The organism is Streptomyces fradiae, from assembly GCF_041270065.1.
GTDB lineage: Bacteria > Actinomycetota > Actinomycetes > Streptomycetales > Streptomycetaceae > Streptomyces.
Window position 1 is genome coordinate 2,058,379 of sequence record NZ_CP065958.1, and the last position, 16,670, is coordinate 2,075,048.

Below are 16,670 nucleotides of genomic sequence, written 5' to 3' on the forward strand. Positions count from 1 at the left end.
CAGTCTTGCGCGAGTTCAGCCTTCCGGCCCTGTACGAGGTCCCCACGGACGGCAACCTGACGGATCTCATCCGCCGCAACGCCTCCCAGCACCCAGACGTCGCCGTGATGGCGCGCAAGGTCGGGGGCGTCTGGACGGACGTCACCGCCAAGCAGTTCCTCGCCGAGGTACAGGGGGCGGCGAAGGGTCTGATCGCGGCCGGCGTCGAACCGGGCGACCGGGTGGCCCTACTGTCCCGCACCCGCTACGAGTGGGTGCTGCTCGACTTCGCGATCTGGAGCGCGGGCGCGATCACCGTGCCGGTGTACGAGACCAGCTCGCCCGAGCAGATCCAGTGGATCCTCGGCGACTCGGGCGCCTCCCTGGCGCTGGTGGAGAGCGCGGCGCACCAGGCCTCGGTGGAGTCGGTGCGGGCGGGCCTGCCGGCCCTGAAGACCGTGCTGCAGATCGAGGACGACGCGGTGGCGCGGCTGACCGCGGACGGCGCGGACGTCTCGGACGAGCTGCTCGACCAGCGGATGTCGTCGGCGAACGCGGACGATCCGGCGACGATCGTCTACACCTCGGGCACCACCGGCCGCCCCAAGGGCTGCGTGCTGACCCACCGGGCGTTCTTCGCCGAGTGCGGCAACGTGGTCGAGCGGCTGAAGCCGCTCTTCCGTACGGGCGAGTCCTCGGCGCTGCTGTTCCTGCCGGCCGCGCACGTCTTCGGCCGGCTGATCGAGGTCGGCTGTGTGATGGCGCCGATCAAGCTGGGCTGTCTGCCCGACATCAAGACCCTCACCGACGAGCTGGCCTCCTTCCAGCCCACGATGGTCCTCGGCGTCCCGCGGGTCTTCGAGAAGGTCTACAACTCGGCCCGGGCCAAGGCGCAGGCCGACGGCAAGGGCAAGATCTTCGACAAGGCCGCGCACACGGCGATCGCCTACAGCCGGGCGCTCGGCACCCCGCAGGGCCCGTCCTTCGGTCTGAGGCTGAAGCACAAGATCTTCGACAAGCTGGTGTACGGGAAGCTGCGCGCCGTCCTCGGCGGGCGCGGCGAGTACGCGATCTCCGGCGGCGCGCCGCTGGGCGAGCGGCTCGGGCACTTCTTCCGCGGCATCGGCTTCTCGGTCCTGGAGGGCTACGGCCTGACGGAGTCCTGCGCGGCGACCGCGTTCAACCCGTGGGACCGGCAGAAGATCGGCACGGTCGGCCAGCCGCTGCCGGGCTCGGTGGTGCGGATCGCCGACGACGGCGAGGTGCTGCTGCACGGCGAGCACATCTTCTCCGGCTACTGGAACAACGAGGCGGCGACCGCCGAGGCGCTGGCGGACGGCTGGTTCCACACCGGTGACATCGGCACGCTCGACGAGGACGGCTACCTCGCGATCACCGGCCGGAAGAAGGAGATCCTGGTGACGGCGGGCGGCAAGAACGTCGCCCCGGCGGTCATCGAGGACCGGATCCGGGCGCACGCGCTGGTCGCGGAGTGCATGGTGGTCGGCGACGGACGCCCGTTCGTGGGCGCGCTCGTGACGGTCGACGAGGAGTTCCTGGGCCGCTGGGCGGCCGAGCACGGCAAGCCGGCCGGCTCGACCGCGGCCTCGCTGCGCGAGGACCCGGAGCTGAACGCGGAGATCCAGCGCGCGATCGACGACGGCAACGCGGCGGTCTCGAAGGCGGAGTCGGTGCGGAAGTTCCGTATCCTGTCCGCGCAGTTCACGGAGGAGGCGGGGCACATCACCCCGTCGCTGAAGCTGAAGCGCAATGTCGTGGCGAAGGACTTCGCCGACGAGATCGAGGCGATCTACAGCGCCTGACGGTTCGCGCCTGACGGTCGTTCGGAACGCCCCTGGCGGGCCCGGTTCACGGGTCGGCCGGGGGCGTTCGCGCGCGTCAGGGGCGGAACGCCCAATTCCGTACACACCGAAGTGAAAGGGAAGCCATGCGGCTCAAGCGCACCGCCGCCGTCCTGGGCGCGGCCCTCGCGTCCCTCGTCGCCGTCACCGGATGTGCCGGTGACAGCTGGGGCGAGGACGCCGGGCTGCCCGCGGCCGGCGACTTGGCGGCCATCGAGAAACTGGTCGCCGCCCACACCATGTGCAGCGACCTGCGCCGCACCGCCGACGGCCCGCTCTCCGAACAGGCCGCGGACCCGGCCTGGGCGGTCAGGGAGCGCGCGGTGTGCGGCAACGACAGCAAGGACACCGTCACCCTGCTGTCCGTCTCCGACATGGAGAAGTTCCAGGAGGCCAACAAGGCCGCGGCGGCGAGCGGCAAGGGCGTCCAGGTCCTGCTCGGCCAGAACTTCGCCCTGGCGGCGGCCGACGAAGCGACCGCCCGCGCCCTGCTGAAGTCCGACGTCCTGCTCTTCACCTGCGACAAGGACTTCAAGGTCCCGGACGGCTACCGCAACGAGAAACTCCTCGTCGACGGCTGCGCCCTGACGGACTACCTGCCGGCCTAGGGGGGGACGGGCTACAGCAGCTCCTTGAGCCGCTCCGCCAGCAGGTCCCAGCGCCACTTCTCCTCGACCCACCGCCGGCCGCGCTCGCCCATGCGGGCGCGCAGCTCCGGGTCGAGGAGCAGGGTGGCGACGCGGTCGGCGGTCTCCTCGGGGACGCCGCCGCGGACCACCCAGCCGGTCTCGCCGTCGAGGACGGCGTCGGGGGCGCCGCCCGAGTCGCCGGCGACGACCGGGAGGCCGGTCGCGGAGGCCTCCAGGTAGACGATGCCGAGGCCCTCGACGTCGAGGCCGCCGCGGCGGGTGCGGCAGGGCATGGCGAAGACGTCGCCCGCGCCGTAGTGGGAGGGGAGCTCCGACCACGGGACGGCCCCGGTGAAGCGCACGGAGGCGGAGACACCGGTACGGGCGGCGAGTTTCCGCAGCTCCTGCTCGTACGGACCGCCGCCGACGATCAGCAGGACCGCGTCCGGCACCCGGCGCAGGATCTCCGGCATCGCGAGGATCAGGGTGTCCTGGCCCTTGCGCGGGACGAGGCGCGAGACGCACACGACGACCGGGCGGTCGCTCAGACCGAGCCGTTCGCGGACCTCGGCGCCGCCCGAGTCGGGGTGGAAGGTCTTCTCGTCGACGCCCGGCGGCAGCTGCGTCATCCGCGCCGCGGCGGCCGGCGTGAGCGCCGAGGCGATCCGCGAGCGGGTGTACTCGCCGAGGTAGGTGAGCGTGTCCGTGCCCTCGCCGATCCGCCGCAACAGCTGCCGGGCCGCGGGCAGCTGCGCCCAGCCGGCCTCGTGCCCGTGTGTCGTGGCGACCAGCCGCTTCGCGCCCGCCCGCCGCAGCGCCGGGCCCATCAGGCCGAGCGGGGCGGCGGCGCCGAACCACACGGACTCGCAGCCGTGTTCCTTCAGCAGGGCCGTCGCCCGCGCGGTCACCCGAGGAGTCGGCAGCAGCATGGTGGTGCGATCGCGGACGACCGTGAAAGGCTGTTCCGCGTCGAACGCGGCGGTCGCCTCGATCCCTTCGCGGCTGCGCTTCCACGTGGAGGCGTAGACCACGAGCCGGTCGGGATCCAGCCGCAGCGCCATGTTGTGCAGGAAGGCCTGGATTCCGCCCGGACGGGGCGGAAAGTCGTTCGTTACGATCAGGGTCTTGTGCATCGTGGCCGACAGTACCGCGATCGCCCACCGAGCCCGGCACCACCACCCTCCGCCCGCGGCGGACCGACAGGACAGGAACAGGACAGGTATGACGGGCGCAGTGGGCACGGTGATACGCGACGGCCTCGCGGGCGCCCGCGCCGGACGGCTCACCCAGGCGCTCGGACTGTGGGCCTTCACCCGGGTGCTGATCCTGCTGACCGTCTTCAAGGTCGTGGTGATCCCCGGTCCCGACGTCACGAGCGACGTCGAGGAGATCTACCAGGGCTGGTACGAGGTGCTGCGCACCGGCACGTACCCGCTGGACGACGTCACCTGGCAGTACCCGCCGGCCGCCGCGCTCGCGATCCTCTCCCCCGCCCTGCTGCCCTTCCTCGGCTACTCCGCCGCCTTCTTCGTGCTCGCGCTGTGCTGCGACGCGCTGGTCTTCGGGCTGCTCACGTACGCGGGGCGGCGGCCCGGCCGGTCGACGCGGGGCGCGTGGCTGTGGCTGGCCGGGGTGCCGCTGCTCGGCCCGACCGCGTACTCGCGTTACGACCTGATGGTGACCGCGGTCGCGGTGGCCGGGCTGCTCGCGGCCGTGCGCAGCCCGGCGGTGCTCGGCGCGCTCGCCGGGTTCGGCGCGACGCTGAAGGTGTGGCCGATACTCCTGCTCGCGGGCGCCGCGCGCGGCCGGGCGGCGTTCCGCTCGGTCGCCTCGGCGGCGGGCACCGGGGCCGGGGTGCTGCTCGCCTGCGGGCTCGCGGCGCCGGGCGCGCTGGCCTTCCTGGGCTTCCAGCGGGACCGGGGCACGGAGATCGAGTCGCTGGGCGCGCTGCCCTTCCATGTGGCCCGGCACTTCGGCTGGCCGGGCGAGGCGCGGATGAACTACGGCTCGATCGAGTTCCTCGGCCCGGGTGTGAAGACGGTGTCCACCCTGGCGATGCTGCTGACGGTGGCGTCCTTCGGCTGGCTGCTCGTGTGGTGGTTCAGGGCCCGCCGGCGCACCACCTCCACGACGGCGGACGCGGCCTTCGTGGCGCTGCTGCTGTTCACCACGACGAGCCGGGTGATCAGCCCCCAGTACATGATCTGGCTGGTGGGCCTGGCGGCGGTCTGTCTGGCCTACCGGTCGACCCGGATGCGCAGGCCGGCCCATCTGGTGCTGTGGGCGACGGCGGTGACGCAGTTCGAGTTCCCGGTGTGGTTCTCGCACGTCGGCGACAGCGATCCGCTGGGCGTCGGGCTGCTCCTGATCCGCAACGCCCTGCTGGTCGCGGCCACGGTCTCGGCCTGCCGGATCCTGTGGCGGCAGACGGTCACGGAGCCGCGCCTGGAGGCGGCCGCGGCCCCGGTCCGGCTGCCGGCGCAGGCGGGCGCTCAGGGCGACAGGGAGAGGGACCGGGTCTCGGTCTCCTCCTGAGCCCGAGCCCGGGCCGCGGCCCGGGCGGCCCGGCGGCGCAGCAGACCGAGAGCGGCGCACTGGGCCGCCATCGCGAGGGCCATGGCCAGGCAGATCCCGGCGAGGCCGAGGGCGGCCGAGAGCGCGTACGCCAGCGGGAGCTGGAGCAGCACGCCGGCGACGGTGATCCTGGCCAGCTTCGGTGAGTCGCCGCTGCCCTCGAAGACCCCGGCGAGGGCGATGAACCCGGCCATGAGCAGCAGATACGGGCCGATGCCGCGCAGGAACAGCGCGCCGGCCGCCGCGACGGCGGGCTCGGCGCCGAAGCCGCGCATCACCGGGCCCGCGGCGAGCAGCAGCAGGACGGCCGCGCCCGCCCCGGTCAGCCCGCCGAGGACGAGGGCCTGCCGGCCGACGGCCCCGCGCTCGTCGCTGCCGCCGCCGAGCAGGTGCGCGGTGTGGATGGAGGCGGCCTGCTTGACGGCGTAGAAGGCCATGGTGGCGACGTACATGGCCTTGGTGGCGATGCCGTAGGCGGCGATCTGGGTGACGCCGAGGCGGGCGACGACGGAGACGAGGGCGAGCGCGCCGCCCATCCGGACGACGAAGTCGACGGACATCGGCAGGCCGAGGGCGGCGGTGCGGCGCACGGCCGTGGCGGTGCCCATGGCCGGACGGGCCGCGCGGGCGGCCCTCAGATGCGCGTTGCGGCGCAGCGCGAGCAGTCCGGCGGCGAGGGCGACCGTACGGCCGATGACGGTGGAGACGGCGGCGCCCCGCACCCCGTACGCGTGGACCAGGAACGGGTCGAGGACCAGGATCAGCCCGTTGGCGAGGAAGGCGAGCCGCATGGGGGTGCGGGTGTCGCCGGTGCCCTTGAGGACGCCGTCCAGGACCGTGGTGGCGAAGAAGACGGCGGTGCCCGGGAGCGAGATCGCGAAGTAGGCGGTCGCGAGGCCGTGCGCGGGGTGGCCGGAGCCGCCGAGCAGCAGCGCGGCGATCGGGTCGCGCAGCAGGTAGCCGCCGAGGGCGACGGGCGGGACGAGCAGGGCACCGAGGGCCGCGCCGCCGCGGACGGCGGAGCGCAGGGCGGCGGGGTCGTCGGCACCCCTGGCGCGGGCGACGAGCACGGTGGTGCCGGAGGCGGCCATGAGGACGACGCCGAGGAGCAGGTTCTCGACGTTGGTGGCCACGGCGACGGCGGCGACGGCGTCCCCGCCGAGCCGGGCGACCCAGACCATGTTGATGATCCCGGCGGCGACTCCGGCGAGGAGTTCGAGGTAGACGGGCCCGGCGAGCCGGACGAGCGTGCGGCGGTGTTCCCTCGCGGATTCCTTCGCAGTGGCCATGAACAGATCCCCCTCTTTTCGAGATACCTCGGATCGAGGTATCTCGAAAAGAGATAGCATGGCGCCGGGTACCCGACAAGCGCGAAGGAGTCCGCCGGTGCTGGAGCTGACGATCCTGGGCTTCCTGTACGAGCGGCCGCTGCACGGCTACGAGCTCAAGGAACGCATCCAGGGCCTGAGCGGCCACGTCCGGCCGGTCAGCGACGGCGCGCTCTACCCGGCGATCACCCGCCTGGTGAAGAACGGCCTCGTCGACAGCCGCACGGAGCCGGGCTCGGCCGCCGCCCCGCGCCGCACCCTCTCGCTGACCGCGGCCGGCCGCGCCGAGCTGCTCTCCCGGCTGCGCTCACCGAAGGACGTCGAGATCACCGACGGCCAGCGCTGGTTCACCCTCCTCGCCTTCCTGGGCCTGCTCCCCGACCCGGCCGACCAGGCCGCCGTCCTGCGCCGCCGCCAGGCCTTCCTCCTCGCCCCGGCCAGCTTCTTCTACGACGAGGGCACCCCGGTCCGCGCGGAACAGGAGCCGGACCCCTTCCGCCGCGGCATGCTCCGCATCGCCCGGGCCACCGGCACGGAGGAGAAGGCCTGGCTCGCCGAGACCTTGGCGGAGCTGGACCTCAAGGCAGCGGGCGCCTCGGGCACGGCCTAGCCGAGCAGCCGGTCCGCCAGATACGCCCGCCAGTCCGCGGTGAACTGCTCCGGCGTGGTGGCCAGGACGTCCTTCAGGGCCTTCTCCACCGCGCCCTCGCGCTGCGGGTGGGCGCCGACGGCCCGGTAGAAGTCGGTCAGCTTCGGCTCGCCCCAGCGGTCGGCGATCATCGCGCAGGCGAGCCAGCCGCTCTCGTAGGCGCGGGCCATGGCCTCGCCGTCGCCGCCGAAGGCGAACTCCTTGTCGTCCGGCAGCGCGGCCGGGGTGTCTCCGGCGCGTACCGCGCGGGCGAGTTCGGGGGCGGCCTGGGCGGGGGTGCGGCCGGTGCCGCGGTAGGCGACCCAGTCGGCGAAGCCCTCGGAGAGCCAGACCGGGGTGGCCGCGGTGGTGTGGGCGCGGGTGGCGACATGGGTGGTCTCGTGGGTGAGCACGAAGCCGCGCCCGAAGTCGCCGAGCACGCCGTACGCCTCCGGGTTGACGATCACTCGGTCCGCCGGCGCCTTCGGGCCGCCGCCGATCTGGCCGGTGGTGACGGCGGCGATCCCCCGGTACGAGGCGGCGGGCGCGCCGAGCAGCCGGCCCATCGCGTCCACCGAGGCCGGGACCAGGACCACGACGCGCCCGGCCCACGGCGAGGGCCAGGCGTCCCCGACGGCGGGCACCGCGCGGTCGGCGGCGTCGGCGATCTCGCGCAGCCGCTCGCGGCTCTGGCCGACGCCGAGGACCAGGCTGCGGTGCCCGGTCACGGTCGCGACCTCGCCCTGCTGCCACAGCTGCTGCGGGGCGCCGTCGGCGGGGCGGTCACCGGTGACGTACCAGCGTCCGTCCTTCTCGGCGAGGTCGAGGACGCGTTCGGTGGTGGCGGGCCCGGAGTCGTACCCCTTGATGCGGTAGCCGAACTCGGCCCTGGCGGTGGCCCGCCCGGTGCCGGCCGGGTCGACGTCGGTGACCCGGTAGGCGAGGCCGCCGAGCGGGATCCCCGCGAGCCGTTCGAACTCGGTGCGCGCGGCGGGTACGAGGGCGGGGTCCAGGTCCGCGAGATAGCCGGCCTCGTCCCGGCCGAGCAGCGCGGCGGCGTGCCGGTCGAGCAGCCCCTGCACCTCGGCCCGCCCCGGCGCCCCCGCCCCGGGATCGGCGCACCCGCAGAGGACGAGCAGCCCGGCGAGCAGTCCCGCCACCGCCCCGCACCGCCCGCGCCCGCCCTGACCTGCCATCCCTCGATCGTACGGGGCGCGCCGAAAACCGGCCGGAAACCGCTCAGACCCGGGTGACCGTCACGTTCGACATCATGTTCACCGGGTCGTAGCGGACCCGGGCGCCCGGATACGGCGCGTGGATGACCTGGCCGTTGCCGGCGTAGATGGCGACATGGCTGGCGTCGCTGCGGTACGTGACGAGGTCGCCGGGCTGCGCCTGGGAGAGCGGGATGCGGCGGCCGGCGTTGCGCTGGGCCTGGGAGGTGCGGGGCAGGGCGATGCCGGCCTTGCGGTACGACCAGACCATCAGGCCCGAGCAGTCGAAGGCGGTCGGGCCGGTCGCGCCCCACACGTAGGGGCGGCCGATGGCGCTGCGCGCAGCGAGCACCGCGGCGGCGGCCCGCGAGGGGCCGAGGTCGGCGAGCGGCGGCAGCTCCTCGTCGAAGGCGTCGCGGCCGGAGCGGGAGGCCCGCTCGAAGCCCGCCCGCTCGTCGGCGGTGAGGGAGGCGAGCACCCGGCGGGCCTCGGCGAGCTTGTGCTCGACGGTGCGCTTGTGGCGGGCCACCTCGCGGCGGCTGCGGTCGAGTTCGGTGAGCGCCCGGCTCGCCTCGGTGCGCTGCTGGCCGAGCCGGCGCAGTTCGCGCCGGAGTTCGCCGAGGGCGGCGCTCTGCCGGGCGGTGACCCGGTCGAGGGCGGAGGCCCGCTCCAGGTAACTGTCCGGGTCGGAGGAGAGCAGCAGCGCGAGGGCGGGGTCGATGCCGCCGGAGCGGTACTGCGCGCCGGCCACCGAACCGAGCGCGCCGCGCATCCGGTTGATCCGGTCCTGGGCGCGGGCCAGGCCGTCCTGGGCCTGGGAGACCGTCCTGCGCAGCCCGTCGGCCCGCTCGTCGGCCCGGTTGTACCCCTCGGTGGCCCGCTCGGCCTCCTCGAAGAGCCGGTCGACGGTGGCGCGGGTGGCCCGGGCGGTGTCGGGGGTGGCGCCGCCCGGGTCGGCGTGCGCGGGGACGGCGCCGAGTGCCGTGGCCGCGGTGGCCGCGGCTGCGGTGAGGACGGTGACCCTGGCGGGTCGTCGGTGGGACGCCACGGATCGCGCTCCGTTCGGCTGGTCGGACTGGCGGGCCGACAGTAGCCGCAGATCGATCCGCGTCCAACGAAGGTGCCGGGTACGCAAAGTGACGCCCCGCCGGAGACCGCAAGGTCACCGGCGGGGCGTCACGTCAGTCCAGGATCCGACAAACCACCCGTTCGGAGGGCGGGTATGTCGCGTCGCGCCGCGTCGCGACAGGGTCAGACGCGGACACCGAACTGGAAGGTGCCCATGTAGTCCATCGACTCGTAGCGGACCACGGCGCCCGGCTTCGGGGCGTGCAGGATGGTGTTGTTGCCCGCGTACAGACCCACGTGCGAAAGGCTGTTGAAGAAGACCAGGTCGCCCGGCTTGAGCTGGCTGCGGCCGATCTTCACGCCGTCGTTCTGCTGGGTGTACGTGGTGCGGGTGAGGGTGACGCCGGCCTGGCGGTAGGCCCACTGGGTGAGGCCGGAGCAGTCGTACGAGTTGGGGCCCTCGGCACCAGAGACGTACGGCTTGCCGAGCTGGGTGGCGGCGGCGTTGAGCGCGGCGGCACCGCGCTGCGAGGCCGGCACCTCGTTGCCGAGGTTGACGCGGTCGCCGGCGGCGCGGCTGGCGCGCTGCTCGTCCTGCTGGATCTTGGCGCGCTCGGCGGCGGTCAGGGTGTTGAGGAGCTTGCGGGCCTCGGCCAGCTTCTCCTGGGACTTCTTCTTCTTCTCGCCGAGGGTCTTGCGGACGTCCTCGAGGTCGGCGAGCTTCGTCGTCGCCTCGGCGCGCTGCTGGGCGAGGGTGCGCTGCTTGGCCTGGATCGACTGCAGCACATCGGCCTGCTTGGCGCCGAGCTGGTCGATCGCGGACGCCTTGTCGAGGTAGGTGTCCGGGTCGGAGGAGAGGAAGAGCTGGAGCGCCGGGTCGATGCCGCCGGAGCGGTACTGCGCGGTGGCGACCGAACCTATCTGCCCGCGCAGGGTGTTGAGCTCCTGCTGGCCGCGGGCCACCTTGTCCTGGAGGGCGCTGATCTCCTTCTGCAGCTTCCCGCGGCGCTCGTCGGCGAGGTTGGCCTGCTCCGTGGCCTCCTCGGCCTCGTGGTTGAGCTGGTCGACCTTGGTCTTGACCTCGTCGATCTTCGGCTTGGGAGCCGCCTGGGCTCCGGCCTGGGCGGAGAGGGCGACGGCCGCGGCGGCGGTCGCGGTGAGCACGGTCACACGGGTGCGGCTCGGCTGCTTGGGACGACGGTGGGACGCCACGGGGGCGATCTCCTTCTTCCTCGAGCCGCCCGGCCGTTCGGCGGCAGGCGGGACCATCGCTGACACCCCGGATGGATGATCAACCGTGCGAAGGTTCGAGCCCCGACCCTAGTGACCATCTTGTGATCAGTTCAAATCCCAACGGCCAAAATCTCGCCGCCGCGACAAGTTATTTACCGACATCACACGGGCAGCAACAGTCACTTGACCCTGCGTGGAACACAAATGGGACATGCCGGATCTGTGCGACGAGAGGTCACGACAGACGCGAAAGCCGCTTCAGCAACAAGGCGGACGCGACCGGCCGCGCACCGGACTTGGCGACCCCGTCGGCCACCTCGCGGTCGGTGGACACCACGACCACCGGACGGCCCGGCGGCTCCGCGCGCACCAGCTGACGGATCAACTCGTCCGCCGTGACACCGGGCTTGGAGAACAGCACCCGCACCCCGCGCGGCGGCGCGAGCAGCACCGGCGCCGCCAGCTCGGCCCCGTCGAAGACACAGGTGACCTCGGCGCCCGAACGGGCCGCGAGCGCGGAGAGCCCGCCGAGCAGCCGCAGCCGCTGCTTCTCCAACGGCATCGTCGGATAGCCGGTCTTGGTGACGTTGTAGCCGTCCACCACCAGGTGCGCCTGCGGCAGTTCGAGCAGCTGGTCCAGGAGCGCCGGGTCGGTCTCGGAAAGGGCGCGGGCCGCGATGTCCTTCGGCGACATCCGGCCGGGCTCCACCGCGTCCACGGTGTCCGCCGGGTGCATCGACACCGGCGGCAGGGCGAGTTCGCGGCGCAGCCCCTGGGCGGCGTCAAGCACGGTGTCCAGGAGCAGCCGCAGCCGCATGTCCTCCACCGAGCGCCCCTCGCGGGCGGCCCGGCGGCTCGCCTCCAGGGCGGCCTCGACCTCGCCGAGCCGGGCCTTGAGCCGCCGGCTCTCGCTCTCGGCGGCGGACACCTGGGCGGCGGCCTCGGCACGCGCGGTGTCCATCTCGGCCTGCACCCGGCGCAGCGCGGCCTCGCCGCGCTTGACGTCGCTCTGCGCGCTGCGCAGCTTCCGGTGAAGCGATTCGCCGTCCTTGCGGGCGGCCTCCAGGTCGCGGCGCAGCTGCTCGGTCTCGGCCCTGGCGCGCTCCCTGGCGACCGTGACCTCCTCGCGCAGCCGCTCCAGCTCGCGCCGGCCGGCCTCGTCGGCGCGCTCGGCGTCGACCCGCTCGGCCTCCTCGCCGGCGGCGGCGACCAGCTTGCCCCAGCCGGCCGGGCGCAGCACATAGGCGACCGCGGCCACGTCGACCGGGTCGGCGGCGCCGGGCGGGGCGCCCGACTCCACGGCCCCGGCCAGCTCGGGCTGCGCCTCCTTGAAGCGCTCGCCGATCCGCTGCCGGAACAGCGGGTCGCTCTCCAGGGCGGCGGCCATCGCGTTCCCGGCGAACTTGGCGCGCCGGGAGGCGGTGAAGCGGGCGTACTGGCGCAGCGGGGCGGGCAGCTCGGCGACGGTCAGCCCGCCGAAGGCGTCGGCGACGAGCGCGACGACCTTGCGGCGTACGGCCTCGGGCAGCGGCCGGTCGAGCGCCTCGGCCGCGCCGTCCGCCGAGCCCGCCGGCCGGTCACCGTGCGCGGGCTGCTCCACGATCCGTCACCCACTCCCTCGTCTCGCCCTCGCCGGGCCGCTCCTCAGGAAGCGGCGCCCGGCCTGTCCACCAACTCGATCTGGTCCACCGCGTTGCACCAGCGGCAGCGGACCGACTCGATGGTCTCACTGACCACCTCGCGCTCCTCGACCTTCGGCTCTCCGGCGAGGTCCAGATGGACGTACTCGACGACCTTGGACGAGCGGGTCACGTCGAAGCGGGTCAGATTGCCGCAGAGCGTGCAGCGCCAGCGGGTCTCGGCGGTCGGCAGGGGAACCGTCGTCATCGTTGCCGTCCTCTTTCCGTACGAGGCTCAGTGTGAGGCTCTGTGCGAGGGGTCACGGGCCCGCGGTGCGCCGTCGAACAGCGGGAATGTCAGCCACAAGGCAGGCCCTCACCCTACGGCCTCCCGGGTACCCCGTGTCACGGCGAGGCACTCTGTCCAGGTGGGCCCCGGTACGCCATGATCTGTCCATGATCGACTGGCGGGGCGCGGCCCTCGACGCCTGGCGCGGCGCGCGGAACGGGCCGACGGTGACGTACGGCATCATCGCCTGCTGCGTGCTGCTGTTCGCCGTGAGCCCGGTGTCGGGGCTCAATCCGGGGTACGGCGCGGGCGACACGCTGCTCGCGGCGCAGAGCGCGTACTTCCAGCGCTGGGGAGTGATCCCGGCCGATCTGACCCGGGGCGAGCCGCACGCCCTGTTCACCCCGCTGACCGCGCTCTTCGTGCACGGCAGCTGGCTGCATCTGCTGGGGAACATGCTGTTCCTGTACGTGTTCGGGGCGATGGCCGAGGAGCGGATGGGCCCGGCCGCGTACGGCCTGTTCTATCTGGGGGTGGGTGCGCTCGCGCTGACCGGCTACGCGGTGGCGCACGCCGACAGCGCGCAGACCCTGGTCGGGGCGTCGGGGGCGATCTCGGGGGTGCTCGGCGCCTTCCTCTATCTCTTCCCGCGCTCGCGGGTGACGAGCCTGTTCCCCTTCCTCTTCTTCCTGCCGCTGCGCTTCCCGGCCTGGATCGTGCTGATCTTCTGGTTCGTGCTGCAGTGGCTGGCGGCCCGCTCGGCGGGGGCGGGGCCCGGGGTCGCGTACCTGGCGCATGTGATCGGCTTCGCGCTGGGCTTCCTCTACGCGTGGGCGCGGTACAGGGGTGGGGATACAGTGAAGCCACCAGCCGCGGCCATCGAGGGAGAAAGCCAGCCGTGATCACCGCGATCGTGCTCATCAAGACCAGCGTGGACCGCATCCCCGAGATCGCCGAGGCGATCGCCGCGATCGACTCCGTGAGCGAGGTCTTCTCCGTCACCGGCACCTACGACCTGATCGCCATGGTCCGGGTGGGCCGCCACGACGACCTGGCCGACATCATCCCCGGTCAGATCTCGAAGATCCCGGGCGTCGAGGCCACCGACACGCATGTCGCCTTCCGCGCCTACTCCCAGCACGAGCTGGACGCGGCCTTCGCCATCGGCCTGGAGTCGTAGACAGCTCCGCACAGCGGTGAAGCCGGCCTCTCCCCCGCGGGAGGCCGGCTTCACCCGTTCGAGTGGACGGTCAGCGGTGATCAGCCGCGGTCGGGCACGCAGCGGCCGTCCTCGGTGCGGTAGTTCCAGCGGGCGCCGTCGCGCACCAGCTCCTTGACCGCGCCGACGAAGCGCTCGACGTGCTCGTCGGGGGTGCCGGCGCCGAAGCTGACCCGGATCGCGTTGAGCGAGCGCTCGCCGGGCGCCGCCTCGGGGGCGCCGCACTCGCCCGGGTCCTGCGGGTCGGAGCCGAGCAGGGTGCGCACCAGCGGGTGGGCGCAGAAGAGGCCGTCGCGGACGCCGATGCCGTACTCGGCGGAGAGCGCGGCGGCGAAGTGGGAGCTGTTCCAGCCCTCGACGACGAAGGAGATGACGCCGACCCGGGGCGCGTCGTCGCCGAAGAGGGAGAGCACCCGCACCTCGGGGACCTCGGCGAGGCCCGCGCGGACGGTGTCGATGAGGTGCTTCTCGCGGGCGACGAGGGAGTCGAAGCCGGCCTCGGTGAGCGCCTTGCAGGCGGAGGCGATGGAGTAGACGCCGATGACGTTGGGTGAGCCGGCCTCGTGCCGGGCGGCGGTGGTGTGCCACTCCACGTCCACACCGCCGTCGGCCCGGCGGGCCACCGTGCGGGAGGCGCCGCCGCCCGCGAGGTAGGGCTCGGCGTCCTGCAGCCAGTCGGCGCGGCCGGCGAGGACGCCGGAGCCGAACGGGGCGTACAGCTTGTGCCCGGAGAAGGCGACCCAGTCGACGTCCAACTCCCGTACGGAGACCGGGTGGTGGGGGGCGAGCTGGGCGGCGTCGAGGACGATCCGGGCGCCGTGCGCGTGCGCGGCGGCGGCGAGTTCGCGCACCGGCCACAGCTCGCCGGTGACATTGGAGGCGCCGGTCACGCAGACCAGGGCCGGGCCGTAGGGGTCGCGGTCGGCGAGGGCCCGCTCCAGGGTGGCGACGGCCTGCTCCACGGTGCGCGGCGCGTTGAGGTAGGTGACCCGGGCGTCGCGCCAGGGCAGCAGCGAGGCGTGGTGCTCGGTCTCGAAGACGAAGACCTGGCAGTCGGCGGGGATGACGGCGGCGAGCAGGTTGAGCGAGTCGGTGGTGGAGCGGGTGAAGACGACCTGGTCGCCGGGGCGGCAGTCGAGGAACTCGGCGACGGTGGCGCGGCTGTTCTCGAAGAGGTCGGTGGAGAGCTGGGAGAGGTAGCCGGCGCCGCGGTGCACGCTGCCGTAGTACGGGGCGTAGGCGGCCACGTCGTCCCAGACGCGCTGCAGGGCCGGGGCGCTGGCGGCGTAGTCGAGCGCCGCGTAGGTGACCTCGCCGCCGGTGACGAGCGGGACGGTGACGTCGCGGCCGAGGACCGGCAGCGGGGCGGCGCAGCACGGGTCGGCGGACTCGGCGGCAGCGGCGGTCTCGACGGTGGCGGTGACGGCGGCGTTCGGGCGTGCGGACATGGCGGTATCTCCCGGCATAAAAGGGGCGCGAAAAGGCGTGAAAGGGCCCGCGGGGCAGCAGCGCACAGAGGGGTGCCGCACACGGGTGGTGAAGGGGAAAGAGGGGCCGAGGGGCCCTAACGCATTCGCTTGCTCACGAGACAACGCTCCCTAGAGGACCAAGGACCCCAGGGTGTGGCGCAGGGGTCCGCGCTTGCCGCAGGCTTCTGCTCGTACGGCCTGGTCTTCACCCGGGGCACCCCGCCACGGACGGAGGGTTGCCGGACAGCCGGCCGGGGCCTTGCAGCTGTCACTCATGACCTGTTCCAGAACCTATGTCAGACGATCACGACACCGCAACCCCGTCCCGGCATCCGGGACGGGGTCGCCATCCGATGTTCAGGTGCCTTCAGGACACCGTCAGGCGTTGCTGGCGGTGACCCAGCGCTCCAGGGTCCGGCGCGCGGCACCCGAGTCGACGGACTCGGCCGCCCGGTCGATACCGGCCCGCAGCTGCTCCGCGAGGGTGCCCTCGCCCGGCTCCAGGGCGACGAGCGCCGCCGCCGAGTTGAGCAGCACCGCGTCCCGTACCGGACCGGTCTCGCCGGCAAGGAGTCGCCGGGCCACATCGGCGTTGTACGAGGGGTCGCCGCCGCGCAGGGCGTCGAGCGGCACCGGGGTGATGCCGACCTCGCGCGGGTCGAAGCGCTCCTCGCGCACGGTGCCGTCCTTGACCACCCACACCCGGGAGGTGCCGGTGGTGGTCAGCTCGTCGAGGCCGTCGTCGCCGCGGAAGACCAGGGCGGAGTTGCCGCGCTCGGCGAGCACCCCGGCCACGATCGGGGCCATCCGCGGGTCGGCGACGCCGACGGCCTGGGCCCGTACCTTCGCCGGGTTGGTCAGCGGGCCGAGCACATTGAAGGTGGTGCGGATGCCGAGCTGTCCGCGGGCGGCGGCGACGTGCCGCAGCGAGGGGTGGAACTTCACCGCGAAGCAGATGGTGATGCCGGCCTCGTCGGCGACCTCGGCGACCCGCTGCGGGGTGAGGTTGAGGTTGATGCCGAGCTTCTCCAGGACGTCGGAGGAGCCGGAGGCGGAGGACGCGGCGCGGTTGCCGTGCTTGACGACCTTCACGCCGGTGCCGGCCACGACGATGGCGGACATCGTGGAGATGTTCACCGTCTTGGCCCCGTCGCCGCCGGTGCCGACGATGTCGACGGCCGGTCCCGGCACCTCGATGACGTTGGCGTGCTCGTACATCGTGCGGACCAGACCGGAGATCTCGGCGACGGTCTCGCCCTTGGCGCGCAGCGCCACCATGAACCCGGCGATCTGCGCGTCGGTGGCCTCGCCGCGCATGATCAGGTCCATCGCCCAGGCGGTGTCGTCGGCGGACAGGTCCCGGCCGTCGAGCAGTCCGTTCAGGAGGGCGGGCCAGGAGCGACCCGCCGCATTATTGCCTCCAGCGGGGTTCACAGCGCTCATGACAGCTCCTGAGGTGTTCGTGGCTTCGTACGGGATCGGTGTGATCCCACCCTATCCACCCGCGGGGACGGCAAAGAGCCCCGTCCATCGAATGGACGGGGCTCTCGCCGTGGCGA

The 16,670-nt window shown here is 73.2% G+C and carries 15 protein-coding genes and 1 riboswitch; of the genes, 6 read left to right on the forward strand and 9 right to left on the reverse strand.

From position 1 onward, the window contains the following. Nucleotides 1–5 precede the first annotated feature (5 nt). On the forward strand, nucleotides 6–1,802 hold the full coding sequence (locus JAO84_RS09255) for a long-chain fatty acid--CoA ligase (protein ID WP_370412084.1): 1,797 nt from the start codon (nucleotides 6–8) through the stop codon (nucleotides 1,800–1,802). Between the two features lie 125 nt (nucleotides 1,803–1,927). Further along, the gene (locus JAO84_RS09260; RefSeq protein ID WP_370412086.1) at nucleotides 1,928–2,449 is read left to right on the forward strand and encodes a hypothetical protein; all 522 of its coding nucleotides are present in this window, start codon (nucleotides 1,928–1,930) and stop codon (nucleotides 2,447–2,449) included. An 11-nt stretch (nucleotides 2,450–2,460) separates the two neighbouring features. Here the strand turns inward: JAO84_RS09260 and JAO84_RS09265 are convergent, their stop codons facing one another. Continuing rightward, nucleotides 2,461–3,603 (reverse strand): glycosyltransferase family 4 protein, encoded by a 1,143-nt coding sequence (locus JAO84_RS09265; protein ID WP_370412088.1) that lies wholly within the window; start codon nucleotides 3,601–3,603, stop codon nucleotides 2,461–2,463. An 88-nt stretch (nucleotides 3,604–3,691) separates the two neighbouring features. Between JAO84_RS09265 and JAO84_RS09270 the strand changes: the two genes are divergently transcribed. Beyond that, a complete protein-coding gene (locus JAO84_RS09270) occupies nucleotides 3,692–5,005 on the forward strand; it encodes a glycosyltransferase 87 family protein (RefSeq protein WP_370412090.1) in 1,314 nt (437 codons plus the stop codon). Here JAO84_RS09270 and JAO84_RS09275 read toward each other — a convergent pair. After that, nucleotides 4,963–6,333, reverse strand: coding sequence for an MATE family efflux transporter (locus tag JAO84_RS09275; RefSeq protein WP_370412092.1), 1,371 nt, complete (start codon nucleotides 6,331–6,333; stop codon nucleotides 4,963–4,965). The genes JAO84_RS09270 and JAO84_RS09275 overlap by 43 nt on opposite strands. Nucleotides 6,334–6,430: 97 nt before the next feature. Here JAO84_RS09275 and JAO84_RS09280 point away from each other — a divergent pair, with 97 nt between their 5' ends. Beyond that, nucleotides 6,431–6,982 carry a PadR family transcriptional regulator gene (locus JAO84_RS09280; RefSeq protein WP_370412094.1) on the forward strand — a complete coding sequence of 184 codons (552 nt, stop codon included), beginning with the start codon at nucleotides 6,431–6,433 and terminating at the stop codon, nucleotides 6,980–6,982. On the opposite strand, the gene JAO84_RS09285 is transcribed toward JAO84_RS09280, so the two are convergent. From JAO84_RS09285 to JAO84_RS09305, 5 genes are all read right to left on the reverse strand, one after another. Next, entirely contained in the window at nucleotides 6,979–8,196 is a 1,218-nt protein-coding gene (locus tag JAO84_RS09285; RefSeq protein WP_370412096.1) for a hypothetical protein, read from the reverse strand. The genes JAO84_RS09280 and JAO84_RS09285 overlap by 4 nt on opposite strands. A 43-nt stretch (nucleotides 8,197–8,239) precedes the next feature. Beyond that, nucleotides 8,240–9,262, reverse strand: a complete 1,023-nt coding sequence (locus JAO84_RS09290; protein ID WP_370412098.1) for an NlpC/P60 family protein — start codon at nucleotides 9,260–9,262, stop codon at nucleotides 8,240–8,242. Between the two features lie 203 nt (nucleotides 9,263–9,465). Then, nucleotides 9,466–10,494, reverse strand: coding sequence for an NlpC/P60 family protein (locus JAO84_RS09295; protein ID WP_265861724.1), 1,029 nt, complete (start codon nucleotides 10,492–10,494; stop codon nucleotides 9,466–9,468). A gap of 256 nt (nucleotides 10,495–10,750) precedes the next feature. Continuing rightward, nucleotides 10,751–12,115: an NYN domain-containing protein gene (locus JAO84_RS09300; RefSeq protein ID WP_370412100.1), complete on the reverse strand. Its 1,365-nt coding sequence runs from the start codon at nucleotides 12,113–12,115 to the stop codon at nucleotides 10,751–10,753. Nucleotides 12,116–12,159: 44 nt separating this feature from the next. Further along, on the reverse strand, nucleotides 12,160–12,402 hold the full coding sequence (locus tag JAO84_RS09305; RefSeq protein ID WP_128976779.1) for a hypothetical protein: 243 nt from the start codon (nucleotides 12,400–12,402) through the stop codon (nucleotides 12,160–12,162). Nucleotides 12,403–12,590: 188 nt separating this feature from the next. Between JAO84_RS09305 and JAO84_RS09310 the strand changes: the two genes are divergently transcribed. Together JAO84_RS09310 and JAO84_RS09315 are read left to right on the forward strand one after the other, a co-directional pair. Next, entirely contained in the window at nucleotides 12,591–13,325 is a 735-nt protein-coding gene (locus JAO84_RS09310) for a rhomboid family intramembrane serine protease (protein WP_370412102.1), read from the forward strand. Beyond that, nucleotides 13,322–13,603: an Lrp/AsnC family transcriptional regulator gene (locus JAO84_RS09315; RefSeq protein ID WP_128976777.1), complete on the forward strand. Its 282-nt coding sequence runs from the start codon at nucleotides 13,322–13,324 to the stop codon at nucleotides 13,601–13,603. Before JAO84_RS09310 ends, JAO84_RS09315 begins: the two co-directional genes overlap by 4 nt. A gap of 80 nt (nucleotides 13,604–13,683) precedes the next feature. Here the strand turns inward: JAO84_RS09315 and JAO84_RS09320 are convergent, their stop codons facing one another. Next, the gene (locus JAO84_RS09320; RefSeq protein ID WP_370412105.1) at nucleotides 13,684–15,090 is read right to left on the reverse strand and encodes an aminotransferase class V-fold PLP-dependent enzyme; all 1,407 of its coding nucleotides are present in this window, start codon (nucleotides 15,088–15,090) and stop codon (nucleotides 13,684–13,686) included. A 184-nt stretch (nucleotides 15,091–15,274) separates the two neighbouring features. After that, nucleotides 15,275–15,391: riboswitch (SAM riboswitch) on the reverse strand. 98 nt (nucleotides 15,392–15,489) lie between these two features. Next, nucleotides 15,490–16,554: an anthranilate phosphoribosyltransferase gene (trpD, locus tag JAO84_RS09325; protein ID WP_370412107.1), complete on the reverse strand. Its 1,065-nt coding sequence runs from the start codon at nucleotides 16,552–16,554 to the stop codon at nucleotides 15,490–15,492. Nucleotides 16,555–16,670: the final 116 nt, after the last annotated feature.

Bases quoted from the DNA above. Each gene is read 5' to 3' on its own strand.
- JAO84_RS09260 (WP_370412086.1), top strand. From the start codon at position 1,928: ATGCGGCTCAAGCGCACCGCCGCCGTCCTGGGCGCGGCCCTCGCGTCC.
- JAO84_RS09265 (WP_370412088.1), bottom strand. From the start codon at position 3,603: ATGCACAAGACCCTGATCGTAACGAACGACTTTCCGCCCCGTCCGGGC.
- JAO84_RS09270 (WP_370412090.1), top strand. From the start codon at position 3,692: ATGACGGGCGCAGTGGGCACGGTGATACGCGACGGCCTCGCGGGCGCC.
- JAO84_RS09275 (WP_370412092.1), bottom strand. From the start codon at position 6,333: ATGGCCACTGCGAAGGAATCCGCGAGGGAACACCGCCGCACGCTCGTC.
- JAO84_RS09285 (WP_370412096.1), bottom strand. From the start codon at position 8,196: ATGGCAGGTCAGGGCGGGCGCGGGCGGTGCGGGGCGGTGGCGGGACTG.
- JAO84_RS09305 (WP_128976779.1), bottom strand. From the start codon at position 12,402: ATGACGACGGTTCCCCTGCCGACCGCCGAGACCCGCTGGCGCTGCACG.
- JAO84_RS09310 (WP_370412102.1), top strand. From the start codon at position 12,591: ATGATCGACTGGCGGGGCGCGGCCCTCGACGCCTGGCGCGGCGCGCGG.
- JAO84_RS09320 (WP_370412105.1), bottom strand. From the start codon at position 15,090: ATGTCCGCACGCCCGAACGCCGCCGTCACCGCCACCGTCGAGACCGCC.
- trpD (WP_370412107.1), bottom strand. From the start codon at position 16,554: ATGAGCGCTGTGAACCCCGCTGGAGGCAATAATGCGGCGGGTCGCTCC.